This window comes from Nonomuraea sp. NPDC050478 (genome assembly GCF_044458265.1).
Lineage (GTDB): Bacteria > Actinomycetota > Actinomycetes > Streptosporangiales > Streptosporangiaceae > Nonomuraea > Nonomuraea ferruginea.
This window is the reverse complement of the sequence record NZ_JBITHT010000006.1, coordinates 18,875-33,240: the sequence shown is the minus strand read 5'-3', so window position 1 is coordinate 33,240 and position 14,366 is coordinate 18,875. Positions and strand designations below refer to the sequence as shown.

The window sequence follows — 14,366 nt, the reverse complement described above, 5'->3', positions numbered from 1 at the left end:
CGGGATGTGTGGCGGTCGCCCCGCCCCTCTCCTAGCGGGGAAAGGGGCGGGGACATGTGAGCCCCAGCCCCTCCCCGGGAGCGGCTGGGCGTACGTGTGACGGCCCCCTCCCGATGGGGGAGAGGGCCGTTACGGAGGATCGCTAGGCCGCGTCGCGCGCGCGGTTGCGCAGCGCGCGGCTCACGCCGTCGGCGCCCTCCAGGATGAGCCGGCGCAGCGCCTGCGGCGGCCGCTCCGCGTCCAGGTACGCCTGCGCCGCCCGGACCGTCTCCTCCTCGATCAGCAGCGACGGGAAGCACCCGACCGCGAACGTGGAGGCCTGGTCGAACGTCCACTCCCGGTAGATCCGCCCCACCTCGGCGAAGTACTTCTCCCGGTAGGGCGCCAGGAGCTCAGGGTGGTGCGGGTCCTGGAACCCGGTGATCGTGGTGCGGGCGATGTGGTTGGGCAGCTCGCCGCCGACGATCCGCTCCCACGCCGCGGCCTTGGCCTCGGCCGTGGGGACGATTGCCCGGCACAGCGCCGCCGACCGCTCGCCGGTGGCCGTCGGGTCGCGCCGCAGCTCGGCCTCGATGTCGTCCGCGCCCAGCTCGCCGCCGCTGACCAGCGCGGAGGTGAGGGTCCAGCGCAGGTCGGCGTCGACGCTCAGCCCGTCGGGCACGTCGGTGCCGTCGAGGATGGCCCGCAGCACGGCCAGGTCCTCGGCCGAGGTCGCGACGGGCGCGAACGCCTGCAGGTAGGCGAGCTGGTGGTCGGAGCCGGGCTCGGCCGCCGCCAGCAGCGCGCGCAGCTCGCGGGCCAGCAGCGCCATCCCCTCGGGCCGCCACGCCGGGTCGGCGTACTGCTGGACGGCCTGCCGCGCCTGCCGCAGCACGGTCTGGAGCACGGTCAGGTCCTTGACCGTGCCCACGCCGGAGGCCACCAGCTTGACGTAGTCGCGGGTGGACATCTCGCCGTCGCGCGTCATGTCCCACGCCGCCGACCAGCACAGCGCCCGCGGCAGCGACTCGGTGAACGTCGCGATGCCGCCGTCGACGAGCGTGCGCAGCGACCGCTCGTCCAGCCGGATCTTCGCGTACGTGAGATCGTCGTCGTTGATCAGCACGAGGTCGGGCTGCTCCTCGCCGGCCAGCTCGGCCACGACGGTGCGGGCGCCCACCACGTCCAGCTCGACCCGCTTGGTCCGGGTCAGCTCCCCGCCGGCCAGCGAGTAGAGGCCGATCGCGACCCGGTGGGAGCGCAGCGTCGGGTAGTCGGCCGGCGCCTCCTGGAGCACCTCGAACCGGGTGAACCTGCCGTCGGCTATCTCGAACGACGGCCGCAGCGTGTTGACCCAGGCGGTCTCCAGCCACTCCTTCGACCACGCGGACAGGTCACGCCCCGAGGTCCGCTCCAGGGCGGTGAGCAGGTCCTTCAGCTCGGTGTTGCCCCAGGCGTGCTCGTTGAAGTAGTCGCGCACGCCCGCCAGGAAGTTGTCCAGCCCGACGTAGGCGACGAGCTGCTTGAGCACCGAGGCGCCCTTGGCGTAGGTGATGCCGTCGAAGTTGACCTCGACCGCCTGCATGTCGGGGATGTCGGCGGCGATCGGATGGGTGGACGGGAGCTGGTCCTGCCGGTAGGCCCAGGCCTTCTCGACGTTCGCGAACGTGGTCCACGCGCCCTTGCCCCACCGGGTGGCCTCGGCCTGGGCGAGCACGGACATGTAGGTGGCGAACGACTCGTTCAGCCACAGGTCGTCCCACCAGCGCATGGTGACCAGGTCGCCGAACCACATGTGGGCCATCTCGTGCAGGATCGTCTCGGCGCGCCGCTCCACCACCGCGTCGGTGACCCGGGAGCGGAAGACGTAGTCCTCCAGGAACGTCACGCAGCCCGCGTTCTCCATCGCGCCCGCGTTGAACTCCGGCACGAACAGCTGGTCGTACTTGCCGAACGGGTAGCGGACCCCGAACACCTTGTGGAAGAAGTCGAACCCCTGGCGGGTGACCTCCAGGATGTTGTCCGCGTCGAGGTGCTCGGCCAGCGAGGCCCGGCAGTAGACGCCCAGCGGGATGCCGTCGTGCTCGGACGTCACCTTGTGGTAAGGCCCGGCCACCAGGGCGGTGATGTAGGTGGACATCACCGGTGTGGGCGGGAACGTCCACCGCTTGGTGGCGCCCTGCTCGTCCACGGCGGAGGCCGCCGCGTTGGAGACCACCTCCCAGTCGCCCGGCGCGAGCACCGTCAGCTGGAAGGCCGCCTTGAGGTCCGGCTGGTCGAAGCAGGCGTACATGCGGTGGGCGTCGGCCGTCTCGAACTGGCTGTGCAGGTAGACCTTCTGGTCGACCGGGTCGACGAAACGGTGCAGGCCCTCGCCGGTGCGCATGTAGACGCAGTCGGCGTCGACGACCAGCTCGTTGGACTCGGCCAGCGAGGGCAGCGGGAAGCGGCCCTGGTCGGCGTCGTAGGCGGACACGTCGAGGTCCGCGCCGTTGAGCGTCACCTTGCGCACGCGCGCGCCGTGCAGGTCGATGAACGTGTCGGCGCCCGGCCTGGTACAGGCGAAACGCACCGTGGTCACGCTGTCGAAGCGCTCCTCGCCCGCTGTCAGGTCGAGCGCCACCGCGTAAGATTCGACCTTCAACAGGCGGGCCCGCTCGCGTGCCTCGTCCCGGGTCAGGTTGCCTGCCAAGTTGCGCTCCTTTTCAACCACTTCGTCGGGGTCAGCCGGATCCCTGGAATAGGATTCGAGCCTCCCCAGGTTATGGCCCACATGAGCGAGAAGACTCCTGTGGATTTGTGGTTCGATCCTTTCTGCCCGTTCGCCTGGGTGACGTCACGATGGCTTCTCGAAGTGGAGAAGGTTCGCCCCATCGAGCCGCGCTGGCACATCATGAGCCTCAACGTGCTCAACGAGGGCAAGGACGTCCCCGAGGCCTACCGCGAGCAGATCGTCCGCGCCATCGGCCCGGTCCGGGTGGTGGCCGCGGCCGCCGCCAAGTACGGCGACCACGTCGTCGGCCCCCTCTACACCGAGCTCGGCACCCGCTTCCACAACCAGCGCGCGATCAGGCGCCTCGGCGACCTGCGCGACACGGTCCAGGACGCCCTCGCCGCCGCCGGCCTCGACACCGCCCTCGCCGACGCCATGGACTCCACCGAACACGACGAGGCCGTGCGCCGCTCCCACGACGAGGGCATCGGCCTCGTCGGCCAGGAGGTCGGCACGCCCGTCATCCGCGTCGGCGACAACGCGTTCTTCGGCCCCGTCATCACCTCCATCCCGCGCGGCGAGGACGCCGGACGCATGTGGGACGGCGTCCTGCTCGTCACCGGCTTCGACGAGTTCTTCGAGCTCAAGCGCTCCCGTACGAGCGAGCCCCGCTTCGACTGATTTTCGACTCCACTCGGTAGGAGAACGTGACAAGCCGGTTGATACAGCTCACTCCGTGGTGAGCCGCGGTCTCGCAATGTGACCCGCGGCACGCCAGGATGAAGCTATGCGTCAGCTATACATCGGCGGTTCGTGGGCCGCCTCCGCCTCGGGAGAGGCCATCGATGTCGTCAATCCGGCCACCGAGGAGATCATCGACCGGGTGCCGGCGGGTGCGCCGGCCGACGTCCAGGCCGCGGTGGCGGCCGCGCGGCGCGCCTTCCCCGGCTGGTCGGCCATGCCGCCCGCCGAGCGGGGCAAGCTGCTGGCCGCCGCCGCCGAGCTGCTGAAGCAGCGGGCCGACGAGGTGGCCAGGACGATCGCCACCGACATGGGCTCGCCGCTCGGGTTCGCGCTGAAGGTGCAGACGCTCATGCCCGCCGGGGTGCTGGCCTCCTACGCCCAGCTGGCCGACAGCCATCCGCTCGAGACCCGCGTCGGCAACTCGCTGGTGGTCAAGGAGCCGGTGGGCGTGGTGGCCGCGATCACGCCGTGGAACTACCCGCTGCACCAGATCGTCGCCAAGGTGGCCCCCGCGCTCGCCGCCGGCTGCACGGTCGTGCTCAAGCCCAGCGAGGTGGCGCCGCTGGCCGCGTACGCGCTGGCCGAGATCTTTCACGAGGTGGGCCTGCCCGCCGGGGTGTTCAACCTGGTCAGCGGGCGCGGCCCGGTCGTCGGCGAGGCCATGGCCGGCCACCCCGACGTCGACCTGGTCTCCTTCACCGGCTCCACCGTCGCCGGACGGCGGGTCGCCGCCCTGGCCTCCGACGGCGTCAAGCGGGTCGCGCTGGAGCTCGGCGGCAAGTCCGCGAACGTCATCCTGCCCGACGCCGACCTCGGCGCGGCCGTCAAGGTGGGCGTCGCCAACTGCTTCATCAACGCCGGCCAGACCTGCTCGGCGCTGACCCGCATGATCGTGCACCGCGACCGCTACGACGAGGCCGTCCGCCTGGCCGTCGAGGCGACCGCCAAGTACACCGTCGGCGACCCGTTCGACGAGACGACCAGGGTCGGCCCGCTGGTGTCGGCGGCGCAGCGCGACCGGGTGGTCCGCTACATCAACCGCGGCCAGGAGGAGGGCGCCAGGCTCGTGGCCGGCGGCACCGACCGGCCGCTGCCGCGCGGCTACTACGTCGAGCCGACCGTCTTCGCCGGGGTCGAGCCCGGCATGGTGATCGAGCAGGAGGAGATCTTCGGCCCGGTGCTGTCGATCATCCCCTACACCACCGAGGACCAGGCCGTCGAGATCGCCAACGGCACCCCGTACGGGCTCGCGGGGGCGGTGTGGGCGGCCACCGAGGAGCGCGCCGTCGCGGTGGCGCGCAGGCTGCGCACCGGGCAGGTCGCCGTCAACGGCGGCAACTTCAACCCGATGGCCCCCTTCGGCGGCTACAAGCGCTCCGGCGTCGGCCGCGAGCTGGGGGAGTACGGCCTGGAGGAGTTCTTCGAGATCAAGGCGCTGCAGCTCTAGCCGCTACAGCATCATCCCGCCGGTGGCCCGGATGCTCTGCCCGGTGATCCATCGCCCGTCGGGGCCGGCCAGGAACGCCACCACGGCCGCCACGTCGCCGGGCGTGCCCAGCCGTCGCAGCGCGGTGAACTCCGGCGCCCGCTCCAGCGCCTCCGGCGGGTTGGCGGCGCGCAGCATGTCGGTGTCGGTCGCGCCCGGCAGCACGTTGTTGGCCGTGATGCCGCGCCCGCCCAGCTCCCGCGCCGCCACCTTGGCGAACTGCTCCACGGCGGCCTTGGTGGCGGCGTAGAGCGCGATGGCGGGCGCGGGGACCTCGGTGTTGAGCGTCGAGACGTTGATGATCCGGCCGCCGTCGCGCATCACCCTGCCCGCCCACTGGACGGCCAGGAAGACGGCCCGGGTGTTGACCGCGAACATCCGCTCGTACAACTCCGGCGTCACGTCGGCGATCAGCGCCGGCCCGGTCTCGGCGGCGTTGTTGACCAGGATGTCGACGCCCGGCAGCCGGTCCTCGGCCGTGGCGAGCAGCCGGGCGAGGTCGTCCTCGCTGCCCTGGTCGCAGCGCACGGCGAGGGCGCCCGTCTCCTGGGCGACCCGCTCGGCGGCCGCCGCGCCCTGCCGGTAGCTGAAGACCACCTCGGCCCCGTCGGACGTCAGCCGCTCCACCACGGCTCTGCCGATGCCGCGCGAGCCCCCGGTCACCAGCGCGCCCTTCCCGGAAAGCACAGTCATGCGCCCACCCTAGGTTCGGAGCATGATCTCGCGCGCGTCGTTCTTCGGCAGCCGGTCCACGAACAGCCGGCCGTCGAGGTGGTCGGTCTCGTGCTGGAAGCAGCGGGCCAGCGAGCCGCGCGCGCTGATCCGTACGGGCCGCTCCAGCCGGTCGACGCCCGCGACCGTCACCCCCGCGGCGCGGGCCACCGGCGCGTAGGCCGGCAGCTTCGTCCGCCGGTCGGGCACCGACAGGCAGCCCTCCTCGTCGACGACCTCCGCCGGGTCGTCGACGGTCAGCACCGGGTTGACCACGTGGCCCTTGCGCCCGCTGATGTCGTAGACGAACAGCCGCCGCGCGACCCCGATCTGCGGGCCCGCCAGGCCCACCCCGCCGACCGCGTACATCGCCTCGAACATCTCGTCGATCAGCCGGCGCAGCTCGCGGTCGAAGCTCCCGACGGGCTCGGCGGGCGTGCGCAGGACCGGATCGCCGAGCACGCGGATCTCGCGCATGGAGGCTCCCCTCTCAGTAAGGACCAGTGGCCATAGGAGTTCCTTACTCTAGCGATCGGGGCCGCGGTCGGAGCCGCCTCGGCCCCGCTGTGGAAGACTGGTCAGGTGCGTGTCTACATCGGTGCCGACCATGCCGGCTATGAGCTGAAGAACCACCTGGCGTCGTGGCTGAAGGACCACGGTCACGAGGTGACCGACTGCGGTCCCTTCGTCTACGACGCCGAGGACGACTATCCCGTCTTCTGCCTGCGCGCCGCCGAGGGCGTCGCGGGCGACCCCGGCAGCCTCGGCGTGGTCATCGGCGGCTCCGGCAACGGCGAGCAGATGGCCGCCAACAAGGTGCGCGGCATCCGGGCCGCGCTGGCCTGGAGCGAGGAGACCGCCTCCCTGGCCCGCGAGCACAACAACGCCAACGTCGTCTCCATCGGCGCGCGCATGCACTCCACCGAGGACGCGACGAGGTTCGTCGAGGTCTTCCTCACCACCGCGTTCTCCGGCAGCGAGCGCCACAGCCGCCGCATCGCCCAGGTCGAGGCCTACGAGACCATAGGGCAGCTGCCCTCGCTCCCGGGCTAACCCCGCCGTTTGCCCTCGCGCCTGGGCGTCTCGTCACGCAGGGGCCGCCGGTCGGCGGTCTCCTGCTGTTCTTTCGACGGGCGCGACACGTCACGCGCGCGCATCGCCGTGATCGCGGTGATCTGCAAGCTCTGCAGGGCCATACGGCGACTGTACGTCAGAAGACGAGACCGGCGAACGGCTTCGGCTGCCAGGCCATGGCCGTCGCCAGCGCCCGCACCGCGCCGGGCGTCCGCTCGCCCAGCAGCCCGGCCGCGTGCAGCGCGCCCAGATCGCCGTCGCCGAGGTAGGCCGAGCCCAGCGCCGCCACGTCCAGCGTGACGTCCGGCTCCTCGTCCACCCGCTTGCACTCCGCCCCCGCGGTGTCGGCGCGCAGGCGCCGGCGGCCCGCGTTCCACGGGCACACCTCGTCGGCGACCTCCAGCACCAGATCCACCGGCGCCGCGTAGGCGCGCGACTCCAGCGCCCTGTCGACCTCCACGAGGCGTACCCACAGCTCGTCCGACCAGCTGGGGCGGAGCTGGCGGGGGTTGGCCATCAGCGCGAACAGCGGGTCGTCCACCGGCCTGGCGTGGGCCACGATCCGCGTCACCAGGTCACGGTCGAGCACCCCGCGCCACAGCAGCGCGTACGCGGCCGGATCGGCGGCGAACAGCTCCTGCAACCGCACCTCGCCGTCGGGCATGCCGTCGCCGTCCCAGCCGCTCTTGATCCGGAACAGCGCGTAACCGCGCACCCCGTCGTCGTCCTCGGCCAGCAGCGACCGCAGCGGGCCCGCGCCGTTCTGGTCGAACTCCTCGTCGGCCAGGATGGCGTCCCAGAACGCCGCGTTCCGGTCGTACAGGCCGGGCCGCGAGCCGGCGACGGAGCCGAACAGCCGCTCGTACTCGCCGCGGACCTCGGCCGGCTTGACCACCCGCAGCCGCAGCGACGCGTCCACCGGGGCGCCGGGGACGAACGCCGCGCCATGCCTGGCGATCGTGAACGACATCTGCCCCGCCGCGCGCCCGTAACCGAACCGCCCGTAGATCGGCGCCTCGGACGCGTACAGCGCCGCCACCGGCTCGCCGCGCTCGCGCACGTCGGCGAGCTGCCTGCGCATCAGCGACGACAGGATGCCGCGGCGGCGATGCGAGGAGAGCACGACGACGGCCGTCACGCCCGCGACGGGAAGCCGCCCGCCCGGCACCGTCATGGTGAAGCTGTGCACCGACGTGGAGGCCACCATCGTGTCACCGTCGAAGACGGCGAGCGTGCGGTCGAACTCCGTCTGCGCCTTCCACCGCTCGGTCTGCCGCGGATGCGGCGTCCAGTTGAAGCCCTCGGAGAGCACGCCGGCGAACGCCGGCCATTCGCTCTCGGCGATCGGACGGATCGGATACGTCATCCGTCCACGGTACGAGCGAGCCCTCGCCGGGGCCACCGAATATCCCTGGTAAACGATCAAGGCTCTGGTCAAGTCGGCTGCCCAAACGCGAGCCGGACCGATACAGTCGAGCGCATCATGAGTACCCGACCGGCGCCGCTGATCCCGCCACGGCTCCGCGCGATCCTGGTGCGGGTGCCGTTCCTGGTGCAGCTCGTCCGGTTCCTCAGGCGCGGGGCGGCCAGGGACCGCAACCTGCTGGTCGCGCTGACCGTGGTCACGCTCGTCGTCGGGCTGCTCGCGGCCCAGGTGTCCACCGAGTGGTTCTCGCCCTCGCTGCTCATCCTCGTCACCCTGGTCGGCGGCCTGCAGCTGCGGGTGCGCAGCCTGGTCACGCTGCTGGTCGCGGTGGCCGTCTCGCTGGGCTACATCGCCGTCACGCTCGGCCCGGGCAGGGTCGGCGTCGGCCTCGCCGTGACGATCGGGTTCACCGCCGTGCTGGCGCTGCTCATGGCCCGCACCCGAGGCAAGCTCGGCGTCCAGGGGCTGCGCGGCGACGCCATGCTGCTGGAGCTGCGCGACCGGCTCAAGAGCCAGGGCGAGCTGCCCCCGCTGCCCAAGGACTGGGGCGGCAAGGTCGTGCTCAAGCAGGCCGGCGGCTCCTCCTTCGGCGGCGACTTCCTGGTGTCCATGCGCGACGGCGACCGGGTCGACATCGCGCTGGTCGACGTCTCGGGCAAGGGCGTCGACGCCGGCACCAGAGCGCTGCTGCTGTCGGGCACGTTCGGCGGGCTGCTCGGCTCCGTCGACGACTTCCTGCCCGCCTGCAACGCCTACCTCCACCGCCAGCGCGGCGACGAGGGGTTCGTCACCGCCGTGCACGTCCGGCTCGACCTGGCCACCGGCGACTACACCATCACCTCCGCCGGCCACCCGCCGGTCGTGAAGTTCGACGCCGGCACCGGCAACTGGGAGGTCGCCTCCGCCAAGGGCGTGGTCCTCGGCGTGGTGCCCGACCTCCACTGCGAGCCCGAGACCGGCACCCTCCACAAGGGCGACGCGCTGCTGCTCTACACCGACGGCCTGATCGAGCAGCCGGGGCGCGACATCGACGCCGGGCTCGACCGGCTGCTCGGCGAGGCCGAGCGGCTGCTGCCCTCCGGGTTCCGCGACGGGGCGCGCGCCCTGGTCAACGCCATGGCCTCGGGCCACAGCGACGACTGCGCGCTGGTGCTGATCTGGCGCCCGTAGCCGTCCTTCGCATACCTCGTATGTCACGTAAGCGTCCGCGCCCGTCGAGTTCGACTACGCTTGGGACGTCGAATCGTCCGGTCTGGAGCGCGCGTATATGGACTGGCTCTTCCTCCTGGGGATCGCCATCTTCTTCATCGGGCTGATGGCGTCCATCGGGTTGCACGAGATCGGCCACCTGGTGCCCGCCAAGCTCTTCGGCATCAAGGTGACCCAGTACATGGTCGGCTTCGGGCCCACGATGTGGTCCCGCCGCAAGGGCGAGACCGAGTACGGCGTCAAGTGGATCCCGCTCGGCGGCTACATCCGGATGATCGGCATGCTGCCGCCCAAGCCGGGCGAGGATCCCGGCAAGCTGCGCGGCGGCTCCACCGGGCCGTTCCAGGCCCTGATCGAGCAGGCCAGGGAAGTGGCCCTGGAGGAGGTCAGGCCCGGCGACGAGAACCGCGTCTTCTACCGCAAGAAGTGGTGGCAGAAGGTCATCGTCATGTCCGGCGGCCCCGCGATGAACTTCGTGCTGGCCTTCATCCTCTACGCCCTCCTGCTGGTCGGCATCGGCGTGCCCACCTACGCGCCGGTGGTCTCGCCCGACACCAACACCTGCGTCATCCCGATCAGCGAGCACCGCACCGAGTGCCGCCCCGGCGACCAGCCCACACCTGCCTCCCAGGCCGGGCTCAAGGCCGGTGACAAGCTCGTCGCCCTCGACGGCCACAAGATCGAGACGTGGGAGGACGCCACCCGGGTCATCCGCTCCCACGGCGCCGGCCCCGCCGAGCTGGCCATCATCCGCGACGGCCGGCCCATGACGCTGCAGACCACGCTCATCGCCCAGGACCGGCCCAAGCCCGGCGAGCCCGACGTGATCGAGAAGAACGTCGGCTTCCTCGGCGTGCTGCCGACCAAGGTCATGCAGCAGCAGAGCTTCGGCGCGGTGTTCCCCTACATGGCCGAACTGACCGGCCGCGTCGCGGTCTCGCTGGTCAACCTGCCGGAGAAGATGGTCGGCGTCTGGGACGCCGCGTTCTCCGGGGCCGAACGCGATCCCGAGGGCCCGGTGGGCGTCGTCGGCGCGGGCCGCATGGGCGGCGAGATCCTCGCCTCCGACCTGACCGGCGTGCAGAAGCTGTTCGTCTTCGTCAACCTGCTGGCCGGCTTCAACCTGGCGATCGGCATGTTCAACCTGATCCCGTTGCTGCCGCTCGACGGCGGCCACATCGCCGGCGGGCTGTGGGAGGGCCTCAAGCGCGCCTGGGCGCGCATCCTGCGCCGCCCCGAGCCGTCCTACGTCGACATCGCCAAGGTGCTGCCGCTGACGTACGCGCTGGCCATCGTCATGATCGTCATGGCCGGGCTGCTCGTCTACGCCGACCTGATCAACCCGCTGCGCCTCACCGGCTGACCCGCATGGACCCCCTGGAGCGGCTGCGCGCGGTCTGCCTGGCCCTGCCCGAGGTCACCGAGCGGCTCAGCCACGGCGAGCCCACCTGGTTCGTGCGCGGCAAGAAGACGTTCGTCATGTACGCCGACCACCACCACGACGACCGGCTGGCCTTCTGGTGCGCGGCCCCGCCCGGCGCCCAGGAGGAGCTGATGGCGCACGACCCGGCACGCTTCTTCCGCCCGCCGTACGTGGGACACCGCGGCTGGCTGGGCGTCTACCTGGACGTCGAGGGCGTCGACTGGGACGAGATCGCCGAACTCGTCACCGACGCCTACCGGCAGACGGCGCCCAAGTCGCTCCTCGCCCGCCTGCCCTGACGGCGGCCCTCATGCTCGGCCAGGTGTCACCAAGGTGACGGTCACGTCGAGCCCGCCGTCCGGAAGCGGCCGGACCTCCAGCGTGCCGCGGTGGGCCTCGACGACGGCGGCCACGATCGACAACCCGAGCCCCGATCCGTCGCCGCCGGCCTTCCTGCCGGTCTCCAGGCGCTGGAAGGGCCGCGTGAGCAGGTGCGCCCGTTCGGGCGGGATCAGCGGGCCGCTGTTGGAGATCCGGAGGACGGAGCGGCCGGAACGCCCGGCCGTCTCCACCGCGATCCACCCATCGGGCACGTTGTAGCGCACCGCGTTGTCCAGCAGATTCGTGACCAGGCGCTCGATCAGGGCGGGGTCACCGGAGGCGGGCGCCGGGCGGAGGGAGGATTCGACGCGGATCTCCGAGTCCTCGTATCGGCCGAGTGCCTGTCCGGTGATCGCGGCCAGGTCGAGGGGGCGGCGGTGGTGCAGCCCCTGTTGACTGCGGGCCAGCACGAGCAGGGCCTCGATGAGCCGTTCCTGGTGCTTCCCCGCGGCGACGACGCGTTCCAGCACGGCCCGCAGAGCCCGGGCGTCGGCCTCCGGGTCGGCGAGCGCGACCTCGGCCATGGCCCGCTGCAGCGTCAGCGGCGTGCGCAGCTCGTGGGAGGCGTTGGCGACGAACCGCCGCTGCGCGGTGAAGGCCGCCTCCAGCCGGTCCAGCAGCGCGTCGAAGGTGTCGGCCAGCCTTTTCAGCTCGTCGTCGGGCCCGGAGGCGGCCAGCCGCCGGTCGAGCCGGTCAGCCGTGATGCGCCGGACGGTGTCCGTCATCTCGCCCAGCGGCCGCAGCACCCGCCCGGCCATGAGCCAGCCGAGCACCATCGCCGCGCACGTCATGAAGGCCAGCGCGATCAGGGAGTTGACCAGCAGCCGGAGCGGGTCCGCCGCCCGCTCCACCGTGGGCGTCCGGACGGACACGTCGAACCCGCCGGGCGGCGCCGGCGCGGCGGGCGGTCCAGGGAAGGGCGAGTACTGGACCAGCAGGTAGATGAGCGCGACCAGCACGACCCCGGCCAGCGCGAACAGACCCCCGTAAAGCAAGGTCAGGCGAAGCCGTACGGTCCGCCTCATATGCGATATCCCGCCTGCGGGACCGTCTCGATCAGCGGCGGATCGCCGAGCTTGCGGCGCAGCCGGCTGATCGTGACCTTCACGGTGTGGGTGAACGGGTCGGCGAACTCGTCCCAGCCGCGCTCCAGCAACTCCTCGGCGGAGACCACCGCGCCCCCGGCGGTCAGCAGCAGTTCCAGGACGGCGAACTCCTTGGGACTCAGCGGCAGCCGGCGCCCGTCGCGGACGGCGATCCGGGTGGACGGGTCGAGCCGCAGGTCGCCGTGGACGAGCACCGGCGGGAGAGCGCGGTGCGACCGCCTGGCCAGCGCTCGGATCCGGGCGACCAGCTCGGCGAAGGCGAACGGCTTGGGCAGGTAGTCGTCGGCGCCCGCGCCGAGCCCCGTCACCCTGTCGTCGATCGTCCCGGCGGCGGTGAGCATCAGCACCCGCGCCGGATAGCCGGTGCCGGCCAGCGACCCGCACACCTCGTCACCGTGGAGGCCGGGCAGATCCCGGTCGAGCACGATCACGTCGTAACGGGTCACCGAGGTGCGGTCGAGCGCGCTCCGGCCGTCCAGGACCACATCGACGGCCATGCCCTCGCGGCGCAGCCCCGCCGCGACCGTCAGGGCCAGCTCCTCATGGTCTTCGACCACCAACACCCTCATGATCCCCAGAATGCCCCCATCGCCGGTTACAGCGGGGTAACCGTCACCGTTCCGGCCCTGTAACCGGCCCGCCGCTTTTCTGGAGGCACACACGGCCGACCGAAACGGAGACATCATGTTCGGCTCGAAGATCAGCAGGTTCGTCCTGGCCGCCGTCGTCCTCGCCGCCGGCTTGGGCTGGACGGCCGGCTCGGAAGAGGAGCCCGTCAGGGACGGCGAGCAGTTCACCGCCTGCATGCGCGCTCACGGGCTGCCCGGCTTCCCCGAGGTCGCGCTCTCCTCGGACGGTCTGGTCAACCTCGACATCAAGGGTGAGCGCGTCGACGTCCTGTCCGGGAAGTACGGGGCGGCGGTCGAAGCGTGCGAGTCACTGCTGCCCGCGGGTTCCCGGTTGCCGAGCGCGCCGGCAGCGCCGACAGCGCCGACAGCGCCGCCGGTCCCGTCCTGACCTGCAGGGCACTGGGCTACGTCCGGGCGGCGATCCACCGATCGGTGGATCGCCGCCTCCACCGTCCGGCGGCTAGGTCCCGTCTCCTGGTCGGTGTCGGCGGACGTGCCGGTCGTAGCAGGCTGAATGCGCCAACCACCGAAGGGACGCGCGCATGTCACCAGTGATCGAGGTACGCGACCTCCACAAACGCTATGACGACAAGATCGCGGTCGACGACGTCTCGCTCACCATCCAGGAGGGTGAGATCTTCGGGATCCTCGGCCCGAACGGCGCCGGCAAGACGACGACCGTGGAGTGCGTCGAGGGCCTCCGCACCCCGGATCGCGGTGAGATCAAGGTGCTCGGGCTGGACCCCCTCAGGGACCGCGCCGAGCTGACCCGGCGGCTCGGCGTCCAGTTGCAGGCCGGCCACCTCCCCGAGCGGCTCCAGGTCGCCGAGGCCCTGGAGCTCTACAGCTCCTTCTATCCCGAGCCCGCCGACTGGCGCGAGCTGCTGGACGGCCTCGGCCTGGCGGACAAGGCGAAGACCAGGTACGCCAAGCTGTCCGGCGGCCAGAAACAACGGCTCTCGATCGCGCTGGCGCTCGTCGGCAGCCCTCGGGTGGCGATCCTCGACGAGCTCACCACCGGTCTCGACCCGCAGGCCCGGCGCGACACCTGGGACCTGATCGAGGGCGTGCGCTCTCGCGGGGTGACGATCGTGCTGGTCACCCACTTCATGGAGGAGGCCGAGCGGCTGTGCGACCGGCTCGCGCTGATCGACGCCGGCCGCGTCGTCATGGTGGACACCCCGGCCGGTCTGACCGAGCGGGCGTGCGCCGGGCAGCGGATCCAGTTCCGCCCGTCCAGGCCGATGGACGACCGCCTGCTGACGAGCCTGCCCGACGTCTCCGGCGTCACCCGCCGGGGAGAGCTGGTCATCGTCAACGGCAACGACAACGCGCTCAACGCCGTCACCACCGTGCTGGCCCGCAACCAGATCGTGGCCCATCAACTGCGCGTCGAGCAGGCCAGCCTGGAGGACGCGTTCGTCCGGCTGACCGGCAGGCGTCCCGAACCCGGCCCCCGGTAACACATCACAGAGAGGCCCTCAT

15 protein-coding genes are annotated in these 14,366 nt (G+C 71.6%); 8 read left to right on the top strand and 7 right to left on the bottom strand.

The genetic code is table 11. The features are described from left to right. Positions 1-142 precede the first annotated feature (142 nt). On the bottom strand, positions 143-2,671 hold the full coding sequence (pepN, locus tag ACIBF7_RS29165; protein WP_397198611.1) for an aminopeptidase N: 2,529 nt from the start codon (positions 2,669-2,671) through the stop codon (positions 143-145). Between the two features lie 81 nt (positions 2,672-2,752). Here pepN and ACIBF7_RS29160 point away from each other — a divergent pair, with 81 nt between their 5' ends. Together ACIBF7_RS29160 and ACIBF7_RS29155 are read left to right on the top strand one after the other, a co-directional pair. Beyond that, positions 2,753-3,373 (top strand): DsbA family protein, encoded by a 621-nt coding sequence (locus tag ACIBF7_RS29160; protein WP_148029937.1) that lies wholly within the window; start codon positions 2,753-2,755, stop codon positions 3,371-3,373. A 106-nt stretch (positions 3,374-3,479) separates the two neighbouring features. Continuing rightward, positions 3,480-4,883 (top strand): aldehyde dehydrogenase family protein, encoded by a 1,404-nt coding sequence (locus ACIBF7_RS29155; protein ID WP_397198610.1) that lies wholly within the window; start codon positions 3,480-3,482, stop codon positions 4,881-4,883. 3 nt (positions 4,884-4,886) lie between these two features. Here ACIBF7_RS29155 and ACIBF7_RS29150 read toward each other — a convergent pair whose 3' ends face one another. Then, a complete protein-coding gene (locus tag ACIBF7_RS29150; RefSeq protein WP_397198609.1) occupies positions 4,887-5,615 on the bottom strand; it encodes an SDR family oxidoreductase in 729 nt (242 codons plus the stop codon). Positions 5,616-5,624: 9 nt separating this feature from the next. Continuing rightward, the gene (gene def / locus ACIBF7_RS29145; protein WP_148029940.1) at positions 5,625-6,110 is read right to left on the bottom strand and encodes a peptide deformylase; all 486 of its coding nucleotides are present in this window, start codon (positions 6,108-6,110) and stop codon (positions 5,625-5,627) included. A gap of 105 nt (positions 6,111-6,215) precedes the next feature. On the opposite strand from def, the gene ACIBF7_RS29140 reads away from it, so the two are divergent. Then, positions 6,216-6,686, top strand: coding sequence for a ribose-5-phosphate isomerase (locus ACIBF7_RS29140; protein WP_148029941.1), 471 nt, complete (start codon positions 6,216-6,218; stop codon positions 6,684-6,686). Here ACIBF7_RS29140 and ACIBF7_RS29135 read toward each other — a convergent pair. Both ACIBF7_RS29135 and ACIBF7_RS29130 read right to left on the bottom strand, forming a co-directional pair. After that, positions 6,683-6,829: a hypothetical protein gene (locus ACIBF7_RS29135; RefSeq protein WP_187281010.1), complete on the bottom strand. Its 147-nt coding sequence runs from the start codon at positions 6,827-6,829 to the stop codon at positions 6,683-6,685. The two genes, ACIBF7_RS29140 and ACIBF7_RS29135, sit on opposite strands and share 4 nt — an antisense overlap. A gap of 14 nt (positions 6,830-6,843) precedes the next feature. After that, entirely contained in the window at positions 6,844-8,073 is a 1,230-nt protein-coding gene (locus tag ACIBF7_RS29130; protein ID WP_397198608.1) for a GNAT family N-acetyltransferase, read from the bottom strand. 117 nt (positions 8,074-8,190) lie between these two features. Here ACIBF7_RS29130 and ACIBF7_RS29125 point away from each other — a divergent pair, with 117 nt between their 5' ends. From ACIBF7_RS29125 to ACIBF7_RS29115, 3 genes are all read left to right on the top strand, one after another. Then, positions 8,191-9,303: a PP2C family protein-serine/threonine phosphatase gene (locus ACIBF7_RS29125; protein ID WP_397198607.1), complete on the top strand. Its 1,113-nt coding sequence runs from the start codon at positions 8,191-8,193 to the stop codon at positions 9,301-9,303. A 97-nt stretch (positions 9,304-9,400) separates the two neighbouring features. Further along, positions 9,401-10,705 (top strand): M50 family metallopeptidase, encoded by a 1,305-nt coding sequence (locus ACIBF7_RS29120; RefSeq protein WP_397198606.1) that lies wholly within the window; start codon positions 9,401-9,403, stop codon positions 10,703-10,705. A 5-nt stretch (positions 10,706-10,710) separates the two neighbouring features. Continuing rightward, positions 10,711-11,064, top strand: a complete 354-nt coding sequence (locus ACIBF7_RS29115; RefSeq protein WP_397198605.1) for an MmcQ/YjbR family DNA-binding protein — start codon at positions 10,711-10,713, stop codon at positions 11,062-11,064. A gap of 9 nt (positions 11,065-11,073) precedes the next feature. Here the strand turns inward: ACIBF7_RS29115 and ACIBF7_RS29110 are convergent, their stop codons facing one another. Together ACIBF7_RS29110 and ACIBF7_RS29105 are read right to left on the bottom strand one after the other, a co-directional pair. Next, entirely contained in the window at positions 11,074-12,171 is a 1,098-nt protein-coding gene (locus tag ACIBF7_RS29110) for a sensor histidine kinase (protein WP_397198604.1), read from the bottom strand. Beyond that, entirely contained in the window at positions 12,168-12,821 is a 654-nt protein-coding gene (locus tag ACIBF7_RS29105; protein ID WP_397198603.1) for a response regulator transcription factor, read from the bottom strand. Before ACIBF7_RS29105 ends, ACIBF7_RS29110 begins: the two co-directional genes overlap by 4 nt. A 115-nt stretch (positions 12,822-12,936) precedes the next feature. Here ACIBF7_RS29105 and ACIBF7_RS29100 point away from each other — a divergent pair, with 115 nt between their 5' ends. Together ACIBF7_RS29100 and ACIBF7_RS29095 are read left to right on the top strand one after the other, a co-directional pair. Continuing rightward, positions 12,937-13,269 (top strand): hypothetical protein, encoded by a 333-nt coding sequence (locus ACIBF7_RS29100; RefSeq protein WP_397198602.1) that lies wholly within the window; start codon positions 12,937-12,939, stop codon positions 13,267-13,269. Positions 13,270-13,423: 154 nt separating this feature from the next. After that, positions 13,424-14,344: an ABC transporter ATP-binding protein gene (locus ACIBF7_RS29095; protein ID WP_397198601.1), complete on the top strand. Its 921-nt coding sequence runs from the start codon at positions 13,424-13,426 to the stop codon at positions 14,342-14,344. Positions 14,345-14,366: the final 22 nt, after the last annotated feature.